This window comes from Pseudodesulfovibrio sp. lm2024 (assembly GCF_051175575.1).
In the GTDB taxonomy this organism is placed as follows: domain Bacteria; phylum Desulfobacterota; class Desulfovibrionia; order Desulfovibrionales; family Desulfovibrionaceae; genus Pseudodesulfovibrio; species Pseudodesulfovibrio caledoniensis.
In genome coordinates, this window is record NZ_CP195092.1 from 3,907,839 (window position 1) to 3,931,718 (window position 23,880).

24 protein-coding genes are annotated in these 23,880 nt (G+C 65.5%); 17 read left to right on the forward strand and 7 right to left on the reverse strand.

Translation table 11 applies throughout. The features are described 5' to 3' along the window. From ACR42D_RS18205 to ACR42D_RS18215, 3 genes are read left to right on the forward strand one after another with little or no spacing between them, the layout of a single operon-like run. Window positions 1-477: a hypothetical protein gene (locus tag ACR42D_RS18205; protein WP_484568202.1), complete on the forward strand. Its 477-nt coding sequence runs from the start codon at window positions 1-3 to the stop codon at window positions 475-477. Beyond that, entirely contained in the window at window positions 474-1,835 is a 1,362-nt protein-coding gene (locus tag ACR42D_RS18210; RefSeq protein ID WP_484568203.1) for a protoporphyrinogen/coproporphyrinogen oxidase, read from the forward strand. The genes ACR42D_RS18205 and ACR42D_RS18210 overlap by 4 nt, the downstream gene beginning before the upstream one ends. Window positions 1,836-1,841: 6 nt before the next feature. Then, window positions 1,842-2,909 (forward strand): M24 family metallopeptidase, encoded by a 1,068-nt coding sequence (locus tag ACR42D_RS18215; RefSeq protein ID WP_484568204.1) that lies wholly within the window; start codon window positions 1,842-1,844, stop codon window positions 2,907-2,909. Between the two features lie 401 nt (window positions 2,910-3,310). On the opposite strand, the gene ACR42D_RS18220 is transcribed toward ACR42D_RS18215, so the two are convergent. Continuing rightward, a complete protein-coding gene (locus ACR42D_RS18220; RefSeq protein ID WP_484568205.1) occupies window positions 3,311-5,194 on the reverse strand; it encodes a potassium transporter Kup in 1,884 nt (627 codons plus the stop codon). A gap of 188 nt (window positions 5,195-5,382) precedes the next feature. Between ACR42D_RS18220 and ACR42D_RS18225 the strand changes: the two genes are divergently transcribed. Both ACR42D_RS18225 and ACR42D_RS18230 read left to right on the forward strand, forming a co-directional pair. Beyond that, a complete protein-coding gene (locus ACR42D_RS18225; protein WP_484568206.1) occupies window positions 5,383-5,625 on the forward strand; it encodes a hypothetical protein in 243 nt (80 codons plus the stop codon). 1 nt (window position 5,626) lies between these two features. Further along, complete coding sequence (locus ACR42D_RS18230; RefSeq protein ID WP_484568207.1) at window positions 5,627-6,127, forward strand: acyl-CoA thioesterase; 501 nt, start codon at window positions 5,627-5,629, stop codon at window positions 6,125-6,127. A gap of 332 nt (window positions 6,128-6,459) precedes the next feature. On the opposite strand, the gene ACR42D_RS18235 is transcribed toward ACR42D_RS18230, so the two are convergent. From ACR42D_RS18235 to ACR42D_RS18250, 4 genes are all read right to left on the reverse strand, one after another. Next, window positions 6,460-7,323 (reverse strand): DMT family transporter, encoded by an 864-nt coding sequence (locus ACR42D_RS18235; RefSeq protein WP_484568208.1) that lies wholly within the window; start codon window positions 7,321-7,323, stop codon window positions 6,460-6,462. Continuing rightward, window positions 7,320-8,048, reverse strand: a complete 729-nt coding sequence (gene sfsA, locus ACR42D_RS18240; RefSeq protein ID WP_484568209.1) for a DNA/RNA nuclease SfsA — start codon at window positions 8,046-8,048, stop codon at window positions 7,320-7,322. Before sfsA ends, ACR42D_RS18235 begins: the two co-directional genes overlap by 4 nt. Before the next feature lie 71 nt (window positions 8,049-8,119). Then, window positions 8,120-8,719, reverse strand: a complete 600-nt coding sequence (locus ACR42D_RS18245; protein WP_484568210.1) for a VOC family protein — start codon at window positions 8,717-8,719, stop codon at window positions 8,120-8,122. Window positions 8,720-8,852: 133 nt separating this feature from the next. Then, a complete protein-coding gene (locus ACR42D_RS18250) occupies window positions 8,853-9,758 on the reverse strand; it encodes a choice-of-anchor A family protein (RefSeq protein ID WP_484568211.1) in 906 nt (301 codons plus the stop codon). A 275-nt stretch (window positions 9,759-10,033) separates the two neighbouring features. On the opposite strand from ACR42D_RS18250, the gene ACR42D_RS18255 reads away from it, so the two are divergent. From ACR42D_RS18255 to ACR42D_RS18285, 7 genes are all read left to right on the forward strand, one after another. Next, entirely contained in the window at window positions 10,034-10,576 is a 543-nt protein-coding gene (locus ACR42D_RS18255) for an epoxyqueuosine reductase QueH (protein ID WP_484568212.1), read from the forward strand. A 3-nt stretch (window positions 10,577-10,579) separates the two neighbouring features. Next, window positions 10,580-10,933 (forward strand): hypothetical protein, encoded by a 354-nt coding sequence (locus ACR42D_RS18260; protein WP_484568213.1) that lies wholly within the window; start codon window positions 10,580-10,582, stop codon window positions 10,931-10,933. A gap of 2 nt (window positions 10,934-10,935) precedes the next feature. Continuing rightward, on the forward strand, window positions 10,936-12,165 hold the full coding sequence (gene hemW / locus ACR42D_RS18265; protein ID WP_484568214.1) for a radical SAM family heme chaperone HemW: 1,230 nt from the start codon (window positions 10,936-10,938) through the stop codon (window positions 12,163-12,165). A gap of 9 nt (window positions 12,166-12,174) precedes the next feature. Then, window positions 12,175-13,326 (forward strand): chromate efflux transporter, encoded by a 1,152-nt coding sequence (gene chrA, locus ACR42D_RS18270; protein WP_484568215.1) that lies wholly within the window; start codon window positions 12,175-12,177, stop codon window positions 13,324-13,326. A 124-nt stretch (window positions 13,327-13,450) separates the two neighbouring features. Then, the gene (locus tag ACR42D_RS18275) at window positions 13,451-15,085 is read left to right on the forward strand and encodes a methyl-accepting chemotaxis protein (RefSeq protein WP_484568216.1); all 1,635 of its coding nucleotides are present in this window, start codon (window positions 13,451-13,453) and stop codon (window positions 15,083-15,085) included. Window positions 15,086-15,312: 227 nt separating this feature from the next. Next, a complete protein-coding gene (locus tag ACR42D_RS18280; protein ID WP_484568217.1) occupies window positions 15,313-15,894 on the forward strand; it encodes a hypothetical protein in 582 nt (193 codons plus the stop codon). Beyond that, window positions 15,875-16,315, forward strand: coding sequence for a hypothetical protein (locus tag ACR42D_RS18285; RefSeq protein WP_484568218.1), 441 nt, complete (start codon window positions 15,875-15,877; stop codon window positions 16,313-16,315). Before ACR42D_RS18280 ends, ACR42D_RS18285 begins: the two co-directional genes overlap by 20 nt. Window positions 16,316-16,378: 63 nt before the next feature. Here the strand turns inward: ACR42D_RS18285 and ACR42D_RS18290 are convergent, their stop codons facing one another. Together ACR42D_RS18290 and ACR42D_RS18295 are read right to left on the reverse strand one after the other, a co-directional pair. Beyond that, window positions 16,379-17,122: an SIR2 family NAD-dependent protein deacylase gene (locus ACR42D_RS18290; RefSeq protein ID WP_484568219.1), complete on the reverse strand. Its 744-nt coding sequence runs from the start codon at window positions 17,120-17,122 to the stop codon at window positions 16,379-16,381. 3 nt (window positions 17,123-17,125) lie between these two features. Continuing rightward, window positions 17,126-17,578: a hypothetical protein gene (locus ACR42D_RS18295; RefSeq protein ID WP_484568220.1), complete on the reverse strand. Its 453-nt coding sequence runs from the start codon at window positions 17,576-17,578 to the stop codon at window positions 17,126-17,128. A gap of 267 nt (window positions 17,579-17,845) precedes the next feature. Here ACR42D_RS18295 and ACR42D_RS18300 point away from each other — a divergent pair, with 267 nt between their 5' ends. From ACR42D_RS18300 to ACR42D_RS18320, 5 genes are all read left to right on the forward strand, one after another. Further along, entirely contained in the window at window positions 17,846-19,048 is a 1,203-nt protein-coding gene (locus tag ACR42D_RS18300) for an ammonium transporter (RefSeq protein ID WP_484568221.1), read from the forward strand. 16 nt (window positions 19,049-19,064) lie between these two features. Continuing rightward, window positions 19,065-19,403, forward strand: a complete 339-nt coding sequence (locus ACR42D_RS18305; RefSeq protein WP_484568222.1) for a P-II family nitrogen regulator — start codon at window positions 19,065-19,067, stop codon at window positions 19,401-19,403. A gap of 181 nt (window positions 19,404-19,584) precedes the next feature. Continuing rightward, window positions 19,585-22,185, forward strand: a complete 2,601-nt coding sequence (gene glnD, locus ACR42D_RS18310; protein ID WP_484568223.1) for a [protein-PII] uridylyltransferase — start codon at window positions 19,585-19,587, stop codon at window positions 22,183-22,185. A gap of 62 nt (window positions 22,186-22,247) precedes the next feature. Next, window positions 22,248-22,850, forward strand: coding sequence for a DsbA family oxidoreductase (locus tag ACR42D_RS18315; protein WP_484568224.1), 603 nt, complete (start codon window positions 22,248-22,250; stop codon window positions 22,848-22,850). A gap of 30 nt (window positions 22,851-22,880) precedes the next feature. Continuing rightward, complete coding sequence (locus tag ACR42D_RS18320) at window positions 22,881-23,876, forward strand: asparaginase (protein ID WP_484568225.1); 996 nt, start codon at window positions 22,881-22,883, stop codon at window positions 23,874-23,876. Window positions 23,877-23,880: the final 4 nt, after the last annotated feature.

Sequence of the window (23,880 nt, forward strand, 5' to 3'; positions counted from 1 at the left end):
GTGGAGCGGTTGCAGAGCCGTGCGGCCAATGCCCTGCCGCTTGTGGTGGTGGATACCTTCCGCGACCTGCCCGAGCACATCCGGGCCCGGTACCGGGAACGGCGGATGACCGGCGGGGTGAGCGGCGTTTCGGACGGCAAGACCGTGTATCTCGTGGCCGACGCGCTGGAGTCCGAGGCCCATGCCGTGGCCCTGTGGATGCACGAGCAGGGGGTGCACCACGGGCTGCGCGGGCTGGTGGGCGACGACGCGCGGTTCAATGCCCTGCTGGACGGCGTGTTCGAGCACTTCGGGCCGGATGAGTTGGACGGCATCCGCCAGCAGTACGGGCTGGACTTCGAACGCGTGGCCCACCGCCGCGAGGCGGCCGAGGAGATGCTGGCGGGCCCTTTGACAGGACAGCCTTCGGCTGGCACCAAACTTGATATGGTGAACGGACCGGAAAGAACTGCCACCGCAACCAAGGGCGCACTGTGAAAACGAAATACCTGATCATCGGCGCGGGCCCCACGGGCCTGGGCGCGGCCCACCGGCTCCAGGAACTCGGCGAGGCCGACTTCCTGGTGCTGGAGCGCAACGATTACGCGGGCGGACTGGCCGCCAGCTTCAAGGACGACAACGGCTTCACCTGGGACATCGGCGGCCACGTGGTCTTCTCCCACTACGCCTATTTCGACGCGCTCATGGATTCCCTGCTCGGTGACGAACGCCTCGAGCACCAGCGCGAGTCCTGGGTCCGCTCCAATCAGACCTGGGTGCCCTACCCGTTCCAGAACAACATCCGCCACCTGCCCAAGGACGCCCGCTGGGAGTGCGTGGAAGGGCTGCTGCCCGGCAACCGGCCCGACAGGCCGCCCGAGAACTTCGCCCAGTGGATCGACGCCATCTTCGGCCCGGGCATCGCCCGCCACTTCATGGACCCGTACAACTTCAAGGTCTGGGCCACCCCGCCCGAGCTGATGCAGTACGGCTGGATCGGCGAGCGGGTCTCGGTGGTGGACCTGAAAAAGGTGCTGCGCAACATCATCCTGGAGCGCGACGACGTGGCCTGGGGCCCGAACAACACCTTCAAGTTTCCGCTGCACGGCGGCACGGGCGAAATCTTCCGGCGGCTGGCCGCTCGCCTGGCCGACCGCATCGAGTACGGCCAGGCCGTCGGCCGCATCGACACCAAGGCCAAAACCGTAACCACCGCGCAGGGGCTGACCGTCGAGTACGACGCCCTGCTCAACACCGCGCCCCTAAACATCCTGGCCCGCGACTGGCTCGCTGACGCCCCGGACGCCATGGTGGACGCGGCCGCCAGGCTGACCCACAACTCGGTCTACGTGGCCGGAGTGGGCCTCGACACCGAGCCGGACGCCGCCCGCGATCCGCGCTGCTGGATGTATTTCCCGGAGTCGGATTCGCCCTTCTACCGGGTGACCAATTTCCACAACTATTCGCCGAACAACACGGCCCGGCCGGGCGAGCAGCTGGCCTTCATGTGCGAGACGTCCTTCTCGAAGCACAAGCCGGAAAAGGTCCATGAACTGATGGACCGCACCGTGGACGGTCTGGTAAACTCCGCCCTGTTGCGCGGGGACAGGGTGGACGACATCCTGACCCGCTGGGAGATCGCCGTGGACTACGGCTATCCCGTGCCATGCCTTGCGCGCGACAAAGCGCTGGACGTCCTCCAGCCGGGGTTGGAAGCCATGGGCATCCAGTCCCGGGGCCGCTTCGGCGGCTGGAAATACGAGGTCTCCAACATGGACCACTCGGTCATGCAGGGCGTGGAATGGGCCGAACGCATGATCACCGGCACCCCGGAAAAAACCTACACACTGGACTGACCCACCATGAATACATCCGTTTTCGAAAAACGCCGCGAGGAGCTCAAGAGCGAAATGCACGCCCGCGGCCTGTCCGCCATGCTCGTGTCGCTGGCGGCCAACCGGTATTACCTGAGCGGCTTCGAGCTGCACGATGCGCAGTGCAACGAATCCTCCGGCTGGATAGTCGTCACCCCCGACGACGACTACCTGTTCACCGACCCGCGCTATCTGGACGCGGCCCGGCAGGTCTGGGACGAGAACAACCTGTGCATCTACGCGTCCCGCAAGCACAAGGAGATCGCCGAGTTCCTCAAAGGGCGCGGCGTCGATTCCCTGGGCTTCGAGCCCAAGGCCCTGCACCTGTTCGACTACGACAAATTGTCCGAGGACTTCACCCTGGCCCCCACCGAGAACATCGTGGAGTCCCTGCGGATCATCAAGGACGCGGAGGAAATCCGCCGCATGGACGAATCCATGCGCCTGAACCACGAACTGTTCGAGTACATCGAGGGCGAGCTCATCCCCGGCCGCACCGAAAAGGAAGTCGCCTGGCTGGTGGAAAAATTCTTCCGCGAGCACGGCGCCCAGGAACTGGCCTTCTCGACCATCGTGGGTGTGGGCCCCAACGCGGCCCTGCCCCACTGCATCCCCGGCGACACCAAGCTTCGCGAGAACGACATGGTCCTCATCGACACCGGCTGCCGGCTGCTCGACTACAACTCGGACCAGACCCGGACCTTCTGGGTGGGCAACAAGCCGTCCGACCGTTTCCAAAAGACCATGGACCAGGTGCGCGCCGCCCAGCAGGCGGCCATCGACATCATCCGCCCGGGCCTGACCTGCATCGACGCCTACCGCGCCGCCTACGCGGTCTTTGAAAAGGACGGCGTGGAGGCCCTGTTCACCCACGGCCTGGGCCACGGCGTGGGCCTGGAAACCCACGAGCCCCCGTCCCTGTCCCGCGCGGGCCAGGGCGAACTCGAACCCGGCATGGTCGTCACCGTGGAACCCGGCCTCTACGACCCCGCCTGGGGCGGTATCCGCTGGGAATACCAGGTCCTCGTCACCGAAGACGGCTGCCGCGTAATGTAACCCGGCCACTCGAAGGACGTTGCAATAAAGGCGCGGCCCGCTTGAGCGGGCCGCGCCTTTTTGAATGCCTCCGGCGGCCAGAGGGGGAAACTTTTGAAAAAGTTTCCCCCTCTGGACTCCCCCTTCCAAACTTTTTGTCGCCGCTTCGCGGGGAGGGCCACGTAAAAAAGTCCCCTGACGCGTACTGGACTCAAGGGCCCTGCCTTTTTCTTAATGGAGTGAATCGGGTGCACAGCACCCGACAACAGCTCAGTCCCCCGCGCTCGGAATAGGCTTTCGAGAGTGGTGCAGCTGTGCATTTTCTTCCGGCCGCGGCAACCGCAGCGTAGCCGTCTACGTGAGGATTGGCGCGGCCGGAAAAAATGTGCAGATGTGCCGCTATCGGAAGCCGCGTAGGGTCCCTATATCTGCAGTCGAGCGCCTACTTCGATTACCTGCTCGGATGGTATGTCGAAGAACGCCGCCGGGTCCATGCCGTTTCTGGCCAGGAAGAGGTAGAGGTTGGAGCGCCAGCGGGCCATGGCCGGGGGAGTGCCCACGGTCAGCTTTTCGCGGCCCAGGAAGAAGCTGGCCGCCTGGATGTCCACGTCCACGCCCTTGTCCTTGCACAGGGCGAAGATCACGGCCACGGTGGGCTGTTCCATGTACCCGAAGTGGGCGATGACCCGCAGCACGCCCGAGCCGAACCGCTCCAACTCGATCTTCTCGAAGTTGGGCACGCGGGGAATCTGCTCGGTGCGGATGTTCAGGAAATAGACCTCGGAGTGCAGGACCCTGTTGTGGCGCAGGTTCTGGATCATGGCCACGGGCACGGTGTTGTGGCTGCGGGTCAGAAACACGGCCTGGCCCGGCACGCGCTTGGGCGGGTTGTCGCCGATCTCCTTGAGGAACTCGTCCAGGGGCCGGGTCAGCCCCCGGGCCCGCTCGGCCAGGATCTCGCCGCCCCGCTCCCAGGTGAGCATCACGGCCAGGACCAGCAGGGCGATGACCAGGGGGAACCACGCGCCGTGCGCGATCTTGGTCATGTTCGCGGCAAAGAACGAAAAGTCCACGGTGAAGAACAGGGCCGTCAGCCCCACGGCCACGGGCAGCTTCCATTCCCAGCGTCTGCGCATGACCACGTAGAACAGGGTGGCGGTGACCAGCATGCTCGCGGTCACGGCCACGCCGTAGGCCGCGGCCAGCCGGCTCGAGGTCTGGAAACCCAGGACCAGCCCAACGGTACAGATCATCAACAGCCAGTTGACCGGGGCCACGTAGATCTGGCCCATGTGCGTGGACGAGGTGTGGGTCACGCGCAGTCTCGGCAGATAGCCGAGCTGGACCGCCTGGGAGGTCAGGGAAAAGGCTCCGGTGATGACCGCCTGGGAGGCCACGATGGTGGCCATGGTGGCCAGCACGACCATGGGGATGATCGCCCAGCGGGGCACGATGGCGTAAAACGGATGAAAGGCGTCCTGGGGCGCGGACAGCAGGTGCGCGCCCTGGCCGAAATAGTTGAGCAGCAGGGCGGGCAGGGCCACCAGGAACCAAGTCAGCCGGATGGGCTTGCGCCCGAAATGGCCCAGGTCCGCGTAGATGGCCTCGGCCCCGGTGGCCACCAGGAAGACCGCGCCCAGGACCACGAAACCGTGGACCTTGTTGGCGATCAGGAAATGCAGCCCGTGCCACGGCAGGACGGCCGCGAGCACCGACGGGGTCTTGACCACCTGGTGCAGGCCGATCAGGGCCAGGCTGGTCATCCAGACCAGGATAACCGGGCCGAACAGGGTGCCGACCCGGGCCGTGCCGTGGCGTTGCAAGAGGAACAGGCTGATCAGGATGACCAGGGTGATGTGCAGGATGTACGGTTCCAGCAGAGGCGTGATGTGCCCCAAGCCCTCCACCGCGCTCAGGACCGAGATGGCCGGGGTGATCATGCCGTCGCCGTACAGCAGGCAGGCCGCGAACAGGCCGAGGATGACCAGGGTCCAGGCCCCTTTTCCCATGTTCTCCTTGCGCGGCTTGACCAGGGTGGTCAGGGCGAGCACGCCGCCCTCGCCGTCGTGATCGGCGCGCAGCACCATGGTCAGGTACTTGAAGGACACGATGAGCATCAGCGCCCAAAAGATCAGGGAGAGCACGCCCAGGACGTTCTCCGGGGTGACCGCGATGCCGTAATCGCCGTGAAAGCACTCGCGCAGGGCGTACAGCGGGCTGGTCCCGATGTCGCCGAAGACCACGCCCAGCGCGGCCAGGGAAAGCCCTGCCAACCGTTTGCCCGTCGGATTATCGCTCTGTTCCATGAAAGCTCCGGTTTCAGTGGCCGGACCCGGATTTCCGGCCCGACGCGCAACACCATACCGCCATCCGCGCCGCAGGGCCACCCCCTCCGCCTGCAGCCCGCAAAGGCCCGAAATACGGGGGTTGACCGCCGCGCCACGCTCTGTCATCAATTTGAATGACACAATGAAAACCTCCGGGGGGTGGTGCCATGAGCAAGAAAGTTCGCAGTGTTCGTGTTCCCAAGGAATTGGAAACCCTGAATCTTTCGGGTATGATCCGGGAGTGCGAGAATCACTTGCGTGATCTCGAATCCGCCACCCTGCTCAAGCAGCAGGGCAACCAGGAGGCGGCCGAGGCGCTGATGAAGACGCGCCAGGCCGACCTGGGCCGCAAGATCGGGAAACTGGTCTGGGAGGCCCGCGTTCAATACGGAAAATCCAGAGAGGACTGATATGAAAGCGAAATCCGCAGCAGAATCCGAGGTGATCATGACCCACCTCGTCCTGCCTCAGGACGCCAACCCCGCAGGCAACCTGCACGGCGGCGTCATACTCAAACACGTGGACACCACCGGCGGCGTGGTCGCCAAGCGACACTCGCGCGGCAACACCGTGACCGTGTCCATCGACCGCATGGCCTTCAAGCAGCCCGCCTACATGGGCGAACTGCTCATCTTCAAGGCCAGCCTCAACCACGTGGGCCGCACCTCCATGGAGATCGGCGTGCGCGTGGAGGCCGAAAACCTGCGCACCGGCGAGGTCCGCCACACCAACTCCGCCTACCTGACCTACGTGGCCCTGGACGACAACGGCAAACCCACCGAAGTCCCGCCCCTCAAACTCGAGACCGAAACCGCCAAACGCCGCTACCGCGAAGCCGAACTGCGCCGCGAAAACCGCAAGCGCGAACGCGAACTCGAAGAGGGCAAGAAAATCTGCCCCACCAAGGAATAACCCCACGCAAAAGGGCCGCCCAAAGGCGGCCCTTTTGATTTGAAATGCCTCTGGACTGCCCTTCCAAACTTTTTATCGCCGCTTCGCGGGGCAAGCACCCATAGCAAAGGCCTTCGGCTCCCAACTGAGTCAAAGGCCGTATTTTTCTCTTCATGGAGCGATTCGGGTGCGCAGCACCCGACAGCGGCTCAGTCACCCGCGCTCGGAATAGGCTTTCGAGAGTGGGTCAGCTGTGCATTTTTCGAGGGTCCGCCTGACCGCAGCGTACCCCAGTACGTGAGGATCAGGCGGGCCCTCGAAAAATGTGCAGATGGCCCGCTATCGGAAGCCGCTCAAGGCACCCGCTTCTTTCTTCCGCCCTGGGAGCCGATATAGATGCCCACGAGCGCCAACCCAACACCGGACAGCTCAACCCAATTAACCACCTTCCCAAAAAAGAGAATGTCCCAGACAAAGGAGAGCGTCGGCTGCAACAGGAGAATGAGCCCGACCAGGGCGCCGCGCACGTTCTGGATGCCGCGCGTGATCAGGAACCAGCCCACGGCGTGGCAGATCAGGGCCAGGGTGGAGATGGCGGCCAGGGACTTGAACGTGGGGATGGCGAAGGACTCGCCCTCGATGAGGGCGAACGCGCCGAGGATCAGGCCGGTGGCCAGGGCGGCGGCCGAGGCCAGGACCAGGGAGTCCGCGCGGTCCTTGGCCAGGGCGTATTTGAGCGAGAGCATGTACAGGGCGTAGAAGCAGGCCGTCAGAAGCCCGAAAAACACGCCCAGCCGGTAGTCGGCGGTAAAGCCGGACCAGCCCACGCCGACCATGAGGTAGAGCCCGGCCAGGGCCAGCGGGATGGCCGCGTACATGCGCGGCGGCATGCGCTCCTTGAAGAACAGGGCCGAGACCACGGCCAGGGGGATGACCTGGAAATTGCCGAGCATGGTGGACAGGCCGGGCCCGACGTACGCGATGGAGCGGTGCCAGAACACGAAGTCGCCCGCAAAGAACACGGCGGCCACGCAGCCCCACTTGATGACGTTGGGCGTAAACAGCTTGAGCTTGCCTGCCCGGGCCAGGACCGCGAACATGGCCAGCCCGCCGCAGGTCAGCCGGTAGAACCCGGTCACGTCCGGGGGCAGCCCGGCCAGGACCACCATGACCGAGGAGAAGCTGATCAGCACCGCGCCGACAACGAGCGCGCTCACGGGGCCACCACCTTCAGCCTGCGGCCCAGCGTGATGCCGGTCTCGTCCACCTCGGCCACGTAGGGCCAGGCCTCGACCCCGGCGTCCAGGGCCTCGTAGAACAGCTCCGCATAGACCGGATCGATCATGTCCGCCGGGCCGAAACAACGGCCGTCGGGCCGCTGGACCAGGAAGAACAGGGCCACGCGCGCGCCGGTCGCGGCCAGGGCCATGAGCTCGCGCAGGTGCTTCTGGCCGCGCTCGGTGATGGCGTCCGGGAATAGGGCCACGTCGTCCTCAACCATGGTCACGTTCTTGCACTCCACCCACAGGTCGCCGGGATCGCCGGTCAGGTGCGCATCCAGGCGGCTCTGGCCCACCTTGGCCTCTTTCTGGAAATGGCCGTAGCCGTCCATCTCGGGCATGGCCCCGGCCCACCAGGCCGCGTACAGCATGCGGTTGGGCGTGAGCGTGTTGACCCCGACCATGGCCCCGGCGAGCTCAAGGCCCTCCAGGGTGTACTTGAGCTTGCGGTCCGGGTTGGCGGCGGGCGAAAGCAGGGCCTTTGACCCCGGCCGCAGCAGGCCGAGCATGGACCCGGTGTTGTTGGTGTGGGCCGCAAGGAGCGCGCCCTTGTCCGGGCCGTCCAGGGCCGTGGCCTCCACGGTGAACCGCTTGATCCGGCGGATGAAGGCGGCGCGGCGGCACGGGGCGTGGAACGGGATATGGGCGGCTGGTCTGGACACGGTTGCTCCTGGGGCACAAGCACTAGGCGATTTCCATGGCTTTAGCCAGCGGAAAACCCGGGGTTCCCCGGCTACTCCCCGCGCTTGAGCCTTTCCAGGGCCTCGACGATCTTGTGGCCCTCGCCCTCGTACACGGCCTTGTCCTCGTCCGGCGTGGGCGCGGTCACCTCGGGCCAGACACCGGGCCGGGGCTCGGACCCCTTGCGGGCCTCCGGGCTGGGCTTGGAGTCGGTCATGACCGGGGTCCTGCGCAGGTCCACGCCGGGCACCTCGGCGCTGAACTCGATGGGGATGTTGTTCGGGTCAAAGGCGTAGATGGAGTGGATGAACCCGTGGTCCACCACCTCGGAGCACCACACGTCCGCGGCCTCGAGCTTGTCCTTGATCTCCCACAGGTCGTCCTCGCCCGCAACGCCGAAGGAGATGTGGTCGAAGGCCACCTTGCCCTTGACCGGAAAGCCGTGGTCCTTCTCGTCCAGCGGCTCCACGCCGTCCCATTCGAAAAAGGCGATCATGTCGTTTTCCGCGATCTCGAAGAAATAGTGGCGGTAGCCGGGTCGGCCCAGGCCGACCACCAACCGCATGCCGAGCAGGTCGCGCCAGAAGCGGATGGTCCCGTCCATGTCGCCGGTGACCATGGCCAGATGGTTGATGCCGGTGTATCGTGCCATGCGAAATCCTTTCCTTGCTTGGTTTTACACAGGCTACCATGGGGGAGGAAAGGAGAAAAGGGGAACCGGACCGGCCCGCGGGGAGTCGGTTTCCGGGCGAAAAAAAGCCCCGGACGTGGTCCGGGGTTTTCGCTTACGCCTTGTTCCGCCGCCTGCTCCGGCGCAGGAAACCGACCATGCCCAGGAGGCCGAGCCCCGTGATCAGGAAGGTGCCCGGCTCGGGAACCGGCGTGCCGCCGTCAAAGGGGACGTCGTGCTGCTCGATGTGCGCGTTATAGGACGAGGCGATGAGGGTCCCGTCGATATGGCCCCAGCCGCCCCACCGGCCGGCAACGTCGGCCCCCGGGGCGAGGATCGAGCCCTTGATCCCGACGCTGTCCAGTATCAGATCTTCGGCATTGTAAAAATTGAACAGGACCTTGTCGCTGTAGGGCATGAGCGCGTCCATGCCCATGTTGACCAACCCGGCGGTCGCCCCATTGACGTTGATCAGTATGGTCGCGCCGTCTGCAATCTGGTCGATGGACAACGTGTTGGCGTTCAGGAGATCGGCGGCGTCGAGGTTGAAGACCTGGAGCCCGGATGTGTTGTCGCCGCTCAGCGAGATGGCGCCCCAGGGCGTGCTGTCCACCGTGCCGTTGGCGCCGGTTCCGCTCAGGGCAAGCGACAGGTTCTTGAGATAGGCCGCCTGGGCACCGAAATCGAACGGCAGCGTGGCATTGCCGGGGACTGTGCTGCGTCCGGCTCTACCCCGTGTCAGGCTGGCTGAGCCGCCTACCACCGCGTTACCGCCGATGCTGCCGTTGGTCATGGTGAGATCTTTGCCCACCACCACGGAGCCGCCGATGCGGTAATTGGACATCGTCGCGTTGCCCCCGACGGCCAGATTGCCCTGGGTGTCGCTGCTGTCGCTGGTATAGTCGCCCAGGATGAACGCGTTGTAGTCCCCGGCCACGCCGAGGTCGATATAGGCCGCCCGGGCGGGGGAGGCCGCGAGGATCAGCGCCAGCAGGCTCAAGAGAATATATGCGTACTTCATGTGAATGCTCCGGTGTCTTTGCGTCGGCCCCCCGCACGGGTTATCCTGCGGGGGACTGCAATAATAGCAAAAACCGGTCCGCTTGTATATCCTCCTGAAATATAATATTTTCCGCATCTGTACTATACTAACTATGTAAAAGAAAGCGCGTTTTCTGTCGGACAGCTTTACAACGCCATGGCAAAGAAACGGTTCCTTGGCGAAGGCGTGCGCCCGGCTCGGCTCGGGCCGGTTCCCTTTACAAACAGCCTGAAATGGGCTCAAACTGCGGCCAAATGACGAAACTCTTGCTGCATATCTGTTGTGGCCCGTGCTCCATCACCACGCTCAAGACGCTGCTGGCGCAGGGCCATGAGATCACGGGGCTGTTCTACAACCCGAACATCCATCCCCTCACGGAATACGCGAAGCGGCGGGACGGCTGTCTGGCCGTGGCCGAGAAGCTCGGCGTGAAGGTCATCGTCAAGGATGACGAGTACCGGCCCCAGGAGTGGTTCCGGGCCGTGGCCCACCGCGAGAACAACCGCTGTTTCCACTGCTACGCCATGCGTTTGGAGCGCACCGCGCAGATCGCCAAGCGGGGCGGATTCGACTTTTTCACCACCACCCTGCTCTATTCCAAGTACCAGAAGCACGATGAGATCGCGGCCCTGGGCCGGGACCTGGAGTCGGCCAAGACGAAATTCCTGTACCACGACTTCCGCGAGGGCTGGAAAGAGGGCATCGAGACCTCCAAGAAGTGGGAAATCTACCGCCAGCAATACTGCGGCTGCCTGTACAGCGAGAACGAGCGGTACAAGCGGGAGCTGCTGGGCTAGGCCATGCGCGCGCTTCTCGCCTTCCTGTTCACGCGCAAGCACGCGCTCGTCGGCTTCCTGCTGCTCAAGGCCGTGGCCGTGATCGTCAACGGGCTGGCCCGGGGCTCGGCCGAGGCCTGGGGTATCGGCATCCTGGCCCTCATGGTCTACGCGATCATCGCCCGGTTCGCCCAGGCCGGGCGGGCCATCTCCATCTGGGCCGTCACCCTGCTCATGCTCTACGAGGCCGCCGGGGCCCTGCTCCTGGCCTGGTCCGGTCTGACCAGCGCCCCCGCCATGGCCCTGATCGGGCTCGTCGTGGCTTTGTACCTCATCGTCGGGGCGCTGGCGGTCTTCGCCAGCCGCCGGGAGGGGTGAGCGTGGGCAGGATCTTCGGCGAATACGTCCCTGTGCGCCCCGCCTTTCCCGAGGCCGGGTCCAAGCCGGTACAGAAGGCGGACCACGGCAAGGGACTGCTGCTCTACATCCACGTGCCGTTCTGCCGCTCGCGGTGCCACTACTGTTCCTTCCATTCCCAGTCCTTCGACCAGGCCACCTTCGCCTGGTACGTCTCCCTGCTGCTCAAGGAGATCGAGCTGTGGGGGAGGCGGCTGAACCGCCCGAGGCTGCGCACGGTCTATTTCGGCGGAGGCACCCCGTCCCTGATCCCCCTGGCCCAGCTCGACCGGATCATGAAGGCCCTGAACAAGGCGTTCGTCTTCAATCCGGGCATCGAGGCGACCATCGAGGCCAACCCGGACTCGGCCCAGGACGTCAGCTATTTCCGGGGGCTTTTGTCCATGGGCTTCAACCGGCTGTCGCTGGGCATGCAGAGCCTCAAGGACGCGGACCTGCAGGTCATGGGCCGCCCGCACTCGGTGGCCATGGCCTACCAGGCGTTCGACCAGGCCCGGCGGGCCGGGTTCGGCAACATCGGCGTGGACCTCATCTGGGGGCTACCCGGCCAGAAGCTCAAGGTCTGGCTCGACCAGCTGCGCATCGTCTCCGAGATGCGGCCCGAGCACATCTCGGCCTACAACCTGACCCTGGAGGAGGGCACGGTCATGGCCCGGCGCTGCGGGGAGGGCGGGGACCTGACCCTGCCCCTGGACCAGGAGCAGGGGCGCATGTTCGTGTACGGGGCCGAGTACATGGAGTCCGTGGGCTACCTGCACTACGAGGTATCGAATTTCGCACGCATGGGGTTCGTGTCCGTGCACAACTCCGGGTACTGGGACGGGTCCGACTACCTCGGGCTCGGGCCGTCGGCCGTGTCCACCCTGGGCCGCAGGCGGTTCACGGTGCCGCGCTACATGGACGAGTACGACGCCTACGTGCGGGGCGAGCTGGTCGGCAGCGACTACGAGGAGCTGACCGACGAGGTCCTGCTCGAGGAGATGGTCATGCTCTCCCTGCGCACGGGCAAGGGGCTGGACCTCAAGGAATACCGCAAGCGCACCGGCTTCGACCTGGTCAAGAAGAAGGAGCAGCTCATCAGCGCCCTGCACCGCGAGAACCTGGTGCGCATATCGGGCGGCAGGCTCAGGCTGACCAAGAACGGCATGCTCGTGTCCAACGTGATCATCGAACGGCTCGCCTTCGGCGACTAGGCGGCTGCCATGAACGCCCCCTCCCTGACGCGCATCTTCCTGGCCTTCACCCGGCTCGGCCTGACCGCCTTCGGGGGCCCGGCCATGGTCCCGTACATCCGGGCCATGGCCGTGGAACGCAAGCAGTGGGTCGACGAGGCCTCGTTCTCGCTGGGCATGTCCCTGACCCAGCTGCTGCCCGGAGCCACGGCCATGCAGATGGCCGCCTACGTGGGGCTGCGGGCGCGCGGCGGACCGGGAGCCCTGGCCGCCTACGCCGGGTTCGGCCTGCCCGCCTTCCTGCTCATGCTCGGCCTGACCGCGCTCTATTTCTCGGCCCGCGACGTGGCCGTAGTGACCTCGGCCTTTACCGGGCTGCAACTGGTCATCGTCGCCCTGATCCTGCACGCGGCGGTCAACTTCGCCCGGCGCTATCTGAACAATATGGCCGACATGGCCCTGGCCTGCCTGGCGGGCGTCTGGCTCGGGCTCAAGGGCAACCCCATCCTGGCCATGGCCGTGGTCTGCGCCCTGGCCGTGGTCCTGCTGCGCGACGACGGGCGCGGGCTGCCCGAACCACGGGACGGCACAGGACGCGGGCCGCTGCGCTTCGCCCTGCTGCTCCTGACGGCACTGATCCTCTTCCTGGCCGCGCTGTACGCCGTCGATCCCGAGCTGTTCCGGCTCGGCCTGCTCATGGTCAAGATCGACTGCTTCGCCTTTGGCGGCGGGTACGTGTCCGTGCCGCTCATGCTCCATGAGGTGGTCGAAGTGCGCGGCTGGCTGACCGAGCCCATGTTCATGGACGGCATCGCGCTCGGGCAGGTCACGCCCGGCCCCATCGTCATGACCGGGGCGTTCGTGGGCTATGCCGTGGCCGGGCTGCTCGGCGCGCTCATCGCGGCCGTGACCGTGTTCTCGCCCTCGCTCATCGTCCTGTGCGCGGCCATTCCCTTTGCCGACAGGCTGGTCCGCTCGCCCATAGCCCGGCGGGTGCTCAAGGGCAGCCTCATCTCCCTGGTGGGCCTGATGGCCGCCGTGGCCGTACGCTTCGGCCTGTCCGTCCAGTGGACCGTCCCCCAGGCGGTTTTCGCCCTGGCCGCGTTCATCTGCCTGCGCAAGAAGGTGGACATCCTCTGGGTGGTCCTGGCCGGGGCCGGGATCGGGGCGCTGGCCTTCTGAGCAACGCCCCGTCCGTGTTGACAGAATCGTACGGCCGCCGTAGAGAATCTAAATAATATCTAGAGAATTGGCCCGGGCCGACGGGCCCAGCGGGTGCCGCCCGGCAATCCCGGAGGGAGGAGGTATGTTCGATTCCAAGAGGATTCCGTTCCGTTTCAAGCTCATCTTCGGCGTGGTGACCATGGTCGCCCTGACCGCCCTGGTCCTGGCCGGGGGCATCGTCCACCTCGTGGACAACGCGCTGAGCGAACTGAACGTGGCCCCCGAGGCCCTGAGCGCGGTGGAGAGCCGGATTCTCCTGGTGGCCGGAGCCATCGTGGTCGCGGGCGTGATCGCCTCCCTGCTGGGCAGCTTCCTGCTGGTCCGCATCCTGATCAAACCGCTGCGCCAACTCTCGGCCTACACCCTCGAAGCGGCGGCGGGCAACTACGCCGCGACCATCGACTACCAGGCCGAGGACGCCATCGGCGAGACCATCGACGCGGTCAGGAACATGACCGCGGAGCTCAAGGCCAAACTCGGCATGTCCCAGGGGCTGCTGACCAGCCTGACCCAGCCGTGCGTGGTGACGGACACCGACGAGATCATCACCTTCCTGAACCAGCCCGAGCTGGACCTGTTGCAGATCGACGGCCAGCCGTCCGATTTCATCGGCATGCACATGTCCGAGTTCATCTACGGCGACCGCTCGCGGCCGACCCTGCTCGGCCAGTGCATGCGCAAGGGCAAGGTCATCGTGGGCCAGACCACCAAGGGCACGGGCCGCAAGGGCCGCCCCTACCACCTGCTGGTCGACACCTCGCCCATCCGGGACCTGGACGGGAACATCGTGGGCGCGTTCACCATCCTGACCGAGACCACGGAGATCAAGAAGAGCGAGGCCGAGGCCCTGCACCAGCACGAGCTCATCGCCGAGACCGCCCGCGAGGCCGAGGCCATCGCCCTGGAGCTGGACGAGGCGTCCGCCACCCTGTCGGGCAAGGTGGACGAGGCCAGCCACGGCTCGGACATCCAGCGCGACCGGGCCACCGAGACGGCCACGGCCATGGAGCAGATGAACGCCACTGTGCTCGAGGTGGCTCAGAACGCCGGAAGCGCGTCCAACAACGCGGACAACATGCGCGACTTGGCCGAAGAGGGGGCCGGACTGGTCAACCAGGTGGTCCAGGCCATCCAGGACGTGGGCGTGCAGTCCGAGGCCCTCAAGAAGTCCATGGCCCAGCTCGACCAGCAGACCGAGGACATCGGGGCGATCATGCAGGTCATCGACGACATCGCGGACCAGACCAACCTGCTGGCGCTCAACGCGGCCATCGAGGCGGCCCGCGCGGGCGAGGCCGGGCGAGGCTTCGCCGTGGTCGCGGACGAGGTCCGCAAGCTGGCCGAAAAGACCATGACCGCCACCAAGGAGGTGGACGCGGCCATCCAGTCCATCCGCACCGGCACCCACGAAAACGTGGCCGCCACGGAACGGGCCGTGGCCTCCATCCAGGAATCCACCGACCTGGCCGACCGCGCCGGGCAGTCCATCGAGAACATCCGGCAAAGCGTAATCCTGACTGCGGACCAGGTGCGCTCCATCGCCACGGCCGCCGAGGAGCAGTCGGCCACCAGCGAACAGGTCACCCGGGCCACCGAGGAGATCACCGCCATTTCCAGCGAGACCGCCCAGGCCATGGGCGAAGCCCGCACCGACCTGGACCGCTTGTCCTCCCTGGCGGGCTCTCTCAAGGAACTCATCGGCCGCATGCAGTCCTGACCGGGACGCTCTTTCAATACTGAACGAATAGCCCTCGCCGAACAAGGCGGGGGCTTTTCGTTTGCGGCAACCGGGTATTTCCTGAAACCTGTCAAGTTGCTTTTTTATGCCTATCAGCTGTTTTTACCCTACATTCTCCGACAAAAGCCGGTTTCCAGGAAAACCCGTGATACGTTCTCGTAAGTGACAACTGTCGCATCAAAGACAATCGACAAGGAGAAGCAACGATGTCTGAAAGGACTGTACAGCACATAGGAGATGACCAGTTGGTTTACGGCATGCCCAAGCGGATGGTCGGTATTGCCACCAGCGCCGGTCCGACTGGGATCAAAAAAGCCGACGCTGACAGGCGAGAGGAACACGTTGATCCTGAAAGCAATTCTTATTGGACAGTCCACCCGGCAACCAGTGCATGTAAGAAGTGCAAGGCTCTCGCTGGAAAGCGGTTCGTGGAAGAGCCTGAACGACCGCATCCGAACTGCAAGTGCGAAATCAGGAAACACCCATTGCGAAAGCCAACACGATATATTAGCGGTTCAGTAGAAGGCTTTGCTATAGAGACCTTTGTCGGAGGAAGACAAGTCGACATCTCTTTTGAAGGTGTCTCGGGCGGCCTCACTTCCGGTGTCCATTTAACCAGTAACCAAGGTCATTCCGAACAAATCGCCTGCATGCCACTCACGAGCAACTCGACCACCCTGACCACAGACCAGACTCCCCCGGTGGACTGGCGCATCAATCTTATTGCGGTAGGTTCAGACAACGTGTTGATTTACTATACGATAACATATGAGGATTGGAGTGAATAAGCCGATACTCACGCTTGCCGTTGTCGCCATACTGTATCTGACCACTTGCGTCTGGGCTTTCGCTCCATGCGAGGCTCACCTGTCTTGCGAGGAAGTACAGGCTATACACGTCGGCAAAGGCAGACAGCATCTGGCTGGCGGGGTGACTAAAATCTTCTACGAAGCATTCGTTCTGGTGAACACGGCAAAAAGCAGCCTGAAGGAAGTCTATGCGACCTGCCCGAACGACACTATCACGATCAGAGTCGGCGACAACGTCATACCTCTCCCCAAGGATGCCATCTCCTCCGGCGGGGACTGGTTCGGAATAGATCGACCGACGCCGCAGGAGGCCCTCGACGCGGCCAGGGGAATGTGTCCGGACAAGGTCATATCGCATTTGCCGGGGTCATTGTCCCAAGACAACTCCGAAACGCCGTGACACGGGTATGCCTTAGCGGCTCCTGTCCAATTCGGATACTTGGGTCCATCGGATAGACATGGCCTATCCCAGCACGGCCCGGACCAGCTCCGGGGTGCGCGTACCGGCTTTGCCTTCGAGGAAGTAATCGGTGGTGTTGTAGGTGTACGAGGTGTCCCGCAGGTTGATCTCGATGATCGTGCCGCCGTGCTGCTTGACCACGACCGGGATGCGTCCGGCCGGGACGACCTCGCCCCCCGTGCCGATGACCAGGCAGACATCCGCCTGCTTGGCCAGGTCCGTGGCCGCCCGGTGTACGTCGTCGGGGATGCCCTCGCCGAAGAAGACGAAGTCCGGCTTGAGCAGTCCGCCGCAGGCCGGACAGGGCGGGGGCAGGATATCCAGCGATATGGATTCGGTGTCGAAGAAGGTCCGGCAGGACAGACACTGCATGCGCCGGGTGGAGCCGTGGTACTCGTGGACCACTTCGCTTCCCGCGTCCTGGTGCAGGGAGTCGATGTTCTGGGTGACGATGCCGACGAGCCTGCCCGCGGCCTCCAGCTCGGCCAGGGCCAGGTGTGCCGGATTGGGTTTGGCCCGGCCGTACATGTCGTAGAATATCTCCTTGAGCAGGGGCCAGACCTCTTCGGGATGGCGCTTGAAATACCCCTTCTCGAACTTGTCCGGGTCGTACCTGGACCACACGCCGCCCGGTCCGCGAAACGGCGGGATGCCCGACTCCACGGAAATGCCCGCGCCGGTGAAAGCCATGGCGCAGCGCGCCTTTTTCAGGGCCTCGGCCGCGTTGTGCAGGGCGTGGTTCGACATGATCTAGTGCCCGGCAAAAGCCATCTGGAGTTTGCCCTGCTCGTCTCGGCGCAGGGAGAAGATGGCGGCCCAGCGGTCGAAGCAGCCGTCCGTCGGCCCGGCGGACGGTCGGAGCACGGCCGGGTCCACGGTGATCTCCGCATTGACCGCGCCCTCCTTGAGAAAGACCAGGCTCCATCCGCCCTCCTTCCTGGGGGCGAGCTCGTAGTCGCGGCCGAACAGGGTGGAGAAGTCATGGTCCGCGCCGGGCAGGACCACGCAGACGGAATCCCAGTCATAGTATTCCATGAAGGCGTCCAGGGAATAGGCCCGGCCGGTCGCGGCCGGGGCCCCCTGCAACGCCTTGAAGAAGCGGTCGCTGACATAGCGGTCCGTGTAGTCGAAAGAAACCAGCACCGAAAAAAGCAGGAGCAGGCCGATGGTCACCACCAACGCGCTTTTGGTCCTCATGGTCATGCGTCACACTCCCCAGGTAACGTGCCCTTAACAATTCCCTCAATAAACCCTACTGGTTTGACCTGTCGCGGTCAAACCGGGCCCAACCCCGAACCGCTCCGGCGGAATCGACAAATATCGCCTTGCACATTTACAATTTTGACAATTTTTTGCCAGAATTGCCAGTTTTGTTAACTCAAAAAAATACTTTTGTGTAGATACCGGCCAAATTCCGTGGTTTTCTCTTGGCCCCGGTCTTGCATGTCCGCCCGGCTGGAGGTTTGAACAATGAATTACACCGACAACGCTTTTATCCTGGTCTGCGCTGCCCTGGTCATGTTCATGACCCCCGGGCTGGCGCTGTTTTACGGCGGGCTGGTCCGCTCGAAAAACGTTCTCGCAACCATCATGCAGTCCTTCATCATGCTCGGGCTCATGTCCGTGCTCTGGGCCGTCATCGGCTATACCCTGTCTTTCGGCTCGGACATCGGCGGGCTCATCGGCGGGCTCGACTTCCTCTTTCTCAAGGGCGTGGGCATGACCAACGCGGGGTCTCCGGCCGAAAACCTGCCCCACCTGACCTTCATGATCTTCCAGTGCATGTTCGCGGTCATCACCCCGGCGCTGATCACCGGCGCGTTCGCCGAGCGCATGAAGTTCGGCGGGTTCATGGTCTTTTCGGCCCTGTGGCTGATCCTGGTCTACGCCCCCATGTGCCACTGGGTCTGGGGCGGCGGCTGGATGGGCCAGATGGGCGCGCTGGACTTCGCGGGCGGCGCGGTCGTCCACATGAGCTCGGGCGCGGCCGCCCTGTGCTGCGCCATCCTCATCGGCAAACGCAAGGGCCACGGCTCCACGGCGTTCATCCCGCACAACCTGCCCATGACCATCCTGGGCGCGGCCATCCTCTGGTTCGGCTGGTTCGGCTTCAACGCCGGTTCCGCCCTGGCCGCCGACGGCGCGGCCGCCAACGCGTTCGTGACCACGCACATGGCCACGGCAGCGGCCGCCCTGTCCTGGATCGTGGCCGAGTGGATGCACGGCGGCAAGGCCACCACCCTGGGCGCGGCCTCAGGCGCGGTGGCCGGACTGGTCGCCATCACCCCGGCGGCCGGGTTCGTCACCCCCATGTGGGCCATCGTGCTCGGCCTGGGCGCGGGCGTGCTCTGTTACGGCGGGATCATGCTCAAGAACAAGTTCGGCTACGACGACGCCCTGGACGTGGTCGGCATCCACGGCCTGGGCGGCACCTACGGGGCCCTGGCCACCGGCCTGCTGGCCACGGTCAACGCCGAGGGGCTGATCGCGGGCAACGCCCACCAGCTGTGGGTCCAGTTCGTCTCCGTGGTGGCCACCTGGGGCTTCTGCTTCGTCATGACCTTCGTCATCTTCAAGGCGGTGGACGCCACCATCGGCCTGCGGGCGAGCGACGAGGAGCAGGACAAGGGCATGGACATTGCCGAGCATTCCGAGACGGGCTATCAGTGGTAGTCAAGGAGACAGCGACATGAAGAAAATCGAGATCATCACCAGGACGTTCAAGCTCGACGAGGTCAAGACCGCCCTTTCCGGCATCGGCGTGAAGGGCATGACCGTCAGCGAAGTCAAGGGATTCGGCCGCCAGGGCGGCCACAAGGAAGTGTACCGGGGCGCCGAGTACCAGGTGGACTTCGTGCCCAAGATCAAGATCGAGGCCGTGGTCGAGGACGACTTCGCCGCCGAGGTGGTGGAGGCGGCCCGCGCGGCCGCGCGCACCGGCGAGGTGGGCGACGGCAAGATATTCGTCTCCACCGTGGACGAGGTCGTGCGCATCCGCACGGGCGAGACCGGCGAAGAGGCCATCTAACACAGACGAAAACGACTCCGGTCCGGGCGCGCCCGGACCGGAACCATCCGGGCCTGCGAGCAGAGAGAGTCCCAGCAATCGCCCGGGCATATTCCGGCCCGGACGGGCCGGCGGCGGCCGGGAGCGGGAAAGGCTCCCGGCCGCCTTTTTCCCGACAGGCCGGACAACCCCAGGAGCGCCCATGCAGCCGGACAGCCTTCTCCCCGAATCCGCCCGCAGGCTGAAACAGGCCAGGGCGGACCTGTGGGCCCGGGCCGAGGCCGGTTCCGTGGGCGGCTTCGCCTGGGAATACACCCACCTGGTGGACCGCTATTTCGAGAGCCGCATCCGGGAGGCCGGGCCGCAACGCTTCGCCTTCACGCTCATCGCCGTGGGCGGCTACGGACGGGGGCGGCTGTGCCCCGGCTCGGACGTGGACGTGCTCCTGCTCTTCAACCGCCGCATCCCGTCCGGGGTCGAAACATTCATCAAGACCCTGCTCTTTCCCCTGTGGGACCTCGGCCTGGACCTGGGCCACGGCGTGCGCACCGTGGCCGACTGCGTGTCCCTGGCCAGAAAAGACTTCCAGGTCCTGGCCTCGCTCATGGACGCCCGCCCCCTGGCCGGGAACGCCGAGGTCTTCGAGACCTTCCGGTCCGCCTTTGCGGCCAAGGTCCTGAACAAGTACGGCGAAACCTTCGCCGCCTCCCTGCGCGAGCACAACGAGGCCCGCGCCGCCCAGTACGGCGACGCCTCGGCCCTGCTCGAACCCGAACTCAAGAACGGGCTGGGCGGTCTGCGCGACGGCCAGCAGGTGGCCTGGCTGTCCCGGGTGCTCAAGGCGCTCAAGCGCGACCCCATCTTCCTGCCCGAGGAACTCTCACGGCTGCGCGAGGACCAGGCGTTCCTCAACCGCGTGCGCACCGCCCTGCACCTGGCCGCCGGGCGCAAGACCGACCGCCTCTTCTTCGACCTCCAGCCGCCCACGGCCCGGCTCATGGGCTTCGCCTCGCGCACCGCCTCGCCCGAGGACACCGGCCTGGCCGTGGAGTTCTTCCTGTCCCGGCTGCACCAGGCCATGACCCGGATCAAGGCCATGCGCGAGGCCCTGTTCCAGGAAGCCTTCCCGGTGCGCACCGGGCCGCCGCCCGAACTGTCCATCCGCAACCTTTCCGCCGGCCAGGGGGGCATCCGCTTCGAGCGCCAGGCGGCGGCCACCCCGGACAACGTGCTCGGCGCGTTCCTGGAGTCCGCGCGCATCGGCCTGCCCCTGACCTGGGGCGCGCGGCGCATTGTCCGGCGCGACCCGGACCGGTTCGCGGCCGGGCTGGCCGGGCGGAGCGAGACCCTGTCCATCCTGGTGGAAATCTTCCTGGCCCCGCACTGCCGGACCGCCCTGGACGGGCTGCTGGAGACCCGGCTGCTGCCCGCCCTGTTCCCGGAGTTCGCCGAGGTGGAGCATCTCATCCAGTTCAACGACTACCACGTCCACCCGGTGGGGCGGCACACCCTGGCCACCGTGGCCCTGCTCTCGGACTTTGTGCGCAACGACGGCGAGTGGACCGGGGAGATGGCCGCCAAGGTGGCCGACCCTGCCCGGCTGGTCCTGGCCGGATTCTTCCACGACCTGGGCAAGGGCGCGCCCGACCACTCCGGAGCCGGGGCGGCCATGGCCCGCGAGGTCCTGACCCGCTACGGACGTGCTCCCGATGTCATAAAGGACGTGGCCTTCCTGGTGGAACACCACCTGCTCCTGCCCAAGACCGCTACCCGGCGCGATCTGTCGGACGAGCGCACGGTGGCGGATGTGGCCGCCGTGGTCGGGGACACGGCCCGGCTGGACATGCTCCACCTGCTGTCCTCGGCCGACTCCATGGCCACCGGCCCGCGCGCCTGGAACTCCTGGACCCGCTCCCTGCTGGGCGAGCTGTATTTCAAGGTCCGCAACCTGCTGCGCCACGGCCCCCTGGCCGAGCCGGACGCGGCCCGCAAGCTGGCCGACGCCAAGCTGGCGGTGCTCGCCGCAGCCCACGACCAGGACCCGGAGTTCGTGGACGCGGCCATGCGGGCCATGCCCCCGCGCGCCTTCCTGGCCCTGACGCCCGAGGCCATCGCCGGGCACGTGCGGCTGGTCAGGAAATTGTGGGCGGCCGTGGCCGAGGACCGCATGCGCAAGCCGTCCTCCATCGGCGGAAAGGGCGTCAACCTGATCGAGGCCGCGCCGGGCCGGGCCGAGAACACCTACAAGCTGACCATCGCCGCCGTGGACCAGCCCCGCCTGTTCGCGACCATTGCCGGAGCCCTGTCCCTGCACGGCCTGAACATCCTGGCCGCCGACATCTTCAGTTGGAAGGACGGCACGGCCGTGGACGTGTTCACCGTGGGCGAGCCGCCCGAAAATCTCTATGCGGAAGAGGTCTGGGCCCGGGTCAGCCGGTCCGTGAGCTACGCCATGGTCGGCAAGCTGGACCTGGCCGCAAGGCTGGAAGAGCGTAGCCGCTCGCCCCTGACCAGGGGACGCGGACGCCCGCGCCTGGGGCCGCTGGTGACCATCGACAACCAGGCCAGCGACTTCTACACCGTGATCGAGGTGGCGGCCACGGACCGCACCGGCTTCCTGTTCGACATGGCCCGCACCCTGGCCGCCCACGGGCTGTCCATCCACGTGGCCATGATCACGACCATCAAGGGCCGCGCGGCCGACGTCTTCCACGTGCGCACCCAGGACGGGCAGCGGCTCCTGGACGAAGCCCGCCTGGACAGCCTGCGCAAGGACCTGCTGGCCGTGGCCAAGGTCCGGTAAAACGCTTTACTTTTCGAAAACCGGCCGTAGAGTGTGGGCTGAACGGAGCCAAAGGACCGCCCATGCCCATCAACGTGACCATCTTTTCCGATTTCGTCTGCCCCTTCTGCTTCATCGGCTCGGGCATCATCGACCGGTTGCGCCGGGACTTCGACATCCGCGACACCTGGCTGCCCCACGAGCTGCATCCCGAGACCCCGCCGGAAGGGCGGGCCCTGGACGACCTGGTGGACCGCTTCGACCTGGACAACGTGATCAAGACCTGCAACCAGCGCGGCGAACCCTACGGCATCCGCTTCGCCCGCGCCGAGATGCTCTTCAACTCCCGGCTCGCCCTGGAGGCCGCCGAGTTCGCGCGCGACGCGGGCAGGTACCACGACTTCCACGGCCGCATGTTCCGGGCCGGATTCACCGAGGGGCGCAACATCGGGGACCTCGAAATGGTCCTGGACGTGGCCGGACGCACCGGCCTGGACACGGAGCGATTGAAGACGGCCCTGTCCGACCACCGCTTTGCGGCCCGCGTGGCCGACGGGTCCAGACAGGCCAAAGAGGCCGGGGTGACCGCCCTGCCCACTTTCATAATCGAAGGACAGCCGCGCATCACCGGGGCCGTGGACGAATCCGTGCTGCGCAAGGCCCTTAAAGCGGCCCGGCCGCAATAGACGGCAACCAACCGCAACGAGCGAATGAATATGACACAACAGGCTGAAATAGTGATTTTCTTCACCGGCGGGACCATCGGCATGTCCCCGGTGGAAGGCAAGGAAGGCGTGGCCCCGGGCGGCAACTTCGACGGGCTGCTCAACCAGCTCTCCCCCCAGGAGGCGGACGTGACCTTGCGGCCCGTGCTCTGGTCGGACAAGCCGAGCCCGCACATGACCCCGGAGGACATGTTCCGGCTGGCCCGCGACGTGGAGGCGGCGCTCGAGGGAAAGTCCGTGCTCGGGGCCGTGGTCCTGCACGGCACGGACACCCTGGCCGAGACCGCCTACATGTGCGACCTGGTGGTCCGCTCGGACAAGCCGGTCATCCTGACCGGGTCCATGCGCTACTATTCCGAGGCGGGTTACGACGGCATCCGCAACCTGGCCAACACCGTGCGCGCCTGCCTGCTCCCCCTGCCTCCGGGCGTGGGCGCGTGCATCCTGATGACCGACCGCATCTTCGCGGCCCGCGAGGCGGTCAAGGTCAACTCGCTCAACGTGGACGCCTTCGAGTCCCGCGAGGCCGGAGTGGTCGGCTACGTGGCCGGGGAGTCCGTACTCCTGGCCAGACCCCGTTCCACCCCCACCCCCAGGCGCAAGTTCGCGCCCTCGGCCATCGAGCCCAACGTGCCGCTGATCACCGCGTATACGGGAATTGACCGGAAACCTCTCGATCATGCAATAAGCGAAGGAGCTCGGGGGGTTGTCATCGAAGGGTTCGGCGCGGGCAACGTGCCACCGGCCATGGTCGAGGGGATCGAGGCGTGCCTGGAAAAGGGGCTGCCCGTGGTCCTGGCCACCCGCTGCATCGAGGGCGGGGTCTGGCCCGTGTACGGCTATCCCGGCGGCGGGGCCGACCTGCACGCCAAGGGCGTCATCCTGTGCGGCAGGCTGGGCGGACCCAAGGCCCGTATCCGGCTCATGTGCGCCCTGGGACTGACCTCGGACCGGGAAGAAATCCGGAAGATTTTCGAAGAGGCGTAGGCCG

Coding starts and splice junctions, on each gene's coding strand:
- ACR42D_RS18215 (WP_484568204.1), top strand. CDS start 1,842: ATGAATACATCCGTTTTCGAAAAACGCCGCGAGGAGCTCAAGAGCGAA.
- ACR42D_RS18220 (WP_484568205.1), bottom strand. CDS start 5,194: ATGGAACAGAGCGATAATCCGACGGGCAAACGGTTGGCAGGGCTTTCC.
- ACR42D_RS18225 (WP_484568206.1), top strand. CDS start 5,383: ATGAGCAAGAAAGTTCGCAGTGTTCGTGTTCCCAAGGAATTGGAAACC.
- ACR42D_RS18230 (WP_484568207.1), top strand. CDS start 5,627: ATGAAAGCGAAATCCGCAGCAGAATCCGAGGTGATCATGACCCACCTC.
- ACR42D_RS18245 (WP_484568210.1), bottom strand. CDS start 8,719: ATGGCACGATACACCGGCATCAACCATCTGGCCATGGTCACCGGCGAC.
- ACR42D_RS18250 (WP_484568211.1), bottom strand. CDS start 9,758: ATGAAGTACGCATATATTCTCTTGAGCCTGCTGGCGCTGATCCTCGCG.
- ACR42D_RS18255 (WP_484568212.1), top strand. CDS start 10,034: ATGACGAAACTCTTGCTGCATATCTGTTGTGGCCCGTGCTCCATCACC.
- ACR42D_RS18260 (WP_484568213.1), top strand. CDS start 10,580: ATGCGCGCGCTTCTCGCCTTCCTGTTCACGCGCAAGCACGCGCTCGTC.
- chrA (WP_484568215.1), top strand. CDS start 12,175: ATGAACGCCCCCTCCCTGACGCGCATCTTCCTGGCCTTCACCCGGCTC.
- ACR42D_RS18275 (WP_484568216.1), top strand. CDS start 13,451: ATGTTCGATTCCAAGAGGATTCCGTTCCGTTTCAAGCTCATCTTCGGC.
- ACR42D_RS18280 (WP_484568217.1), top strand. CDS start 15,313: ATGTCTGAAAGGACTGTACAGCACATAGGAGATGACCAGTTGGTTTAC.
- ACR42D_RS18285 (WP_484568218.1), top strand. CDS start 15,875: ATGAGGATTGGAGTGAATAAGCCGATACTCACGCTTGCCGTTGTCGCC.
- ACR42D_RS18290 (WP_484568219.1), bottom strand. CDS start 17,122: ATGTCGAACCACGCCCTGCACAACGCGGCCGAGGCCCTGAAAAAGGCG.
- ACR42D_RS18295 (WP_484568220.1), bottom strand. CDS start 17,578: ATGACCATGAGGACCAAAAGCGCGTTGGTGGTGACCATCGGCCTGCTC.
- ACR42D_RS18300 (WP_484568221.1), top strand. CDS start 17,846: ATGAATTACACCGACAACGCTTTTATCCTGGTCTGCGCTGCCCTGGTC.
- ACR42D_RS18305 (WP_484568222.1), top strand. CDS start 19,065: ATGAAGAAAATCGAGATCATCACCAGGACGTTCAAGCTCGACGAGGTC.
- glnD (WP_484568223.1), top strand. CDS start 19,585: ATGCAGCCGGACAGCCTTCTCCCCGAATCCGCCCGCAGGCTGAAACAG.
- ACR42D_RS18315 (WP_484568224.1), top strand. CDS start 22,248: ATGCCCATCAACGTGACCATCTTTTCCGATTTCGTCTGCCCCTTCTGC.
- ACR42D_RS18320 (WP_484568225.1), top strand. CDS start 22,881: ATGACACAACAGGCTGAAATAGTGATTTTCTTCACCGGCGGGACCATC.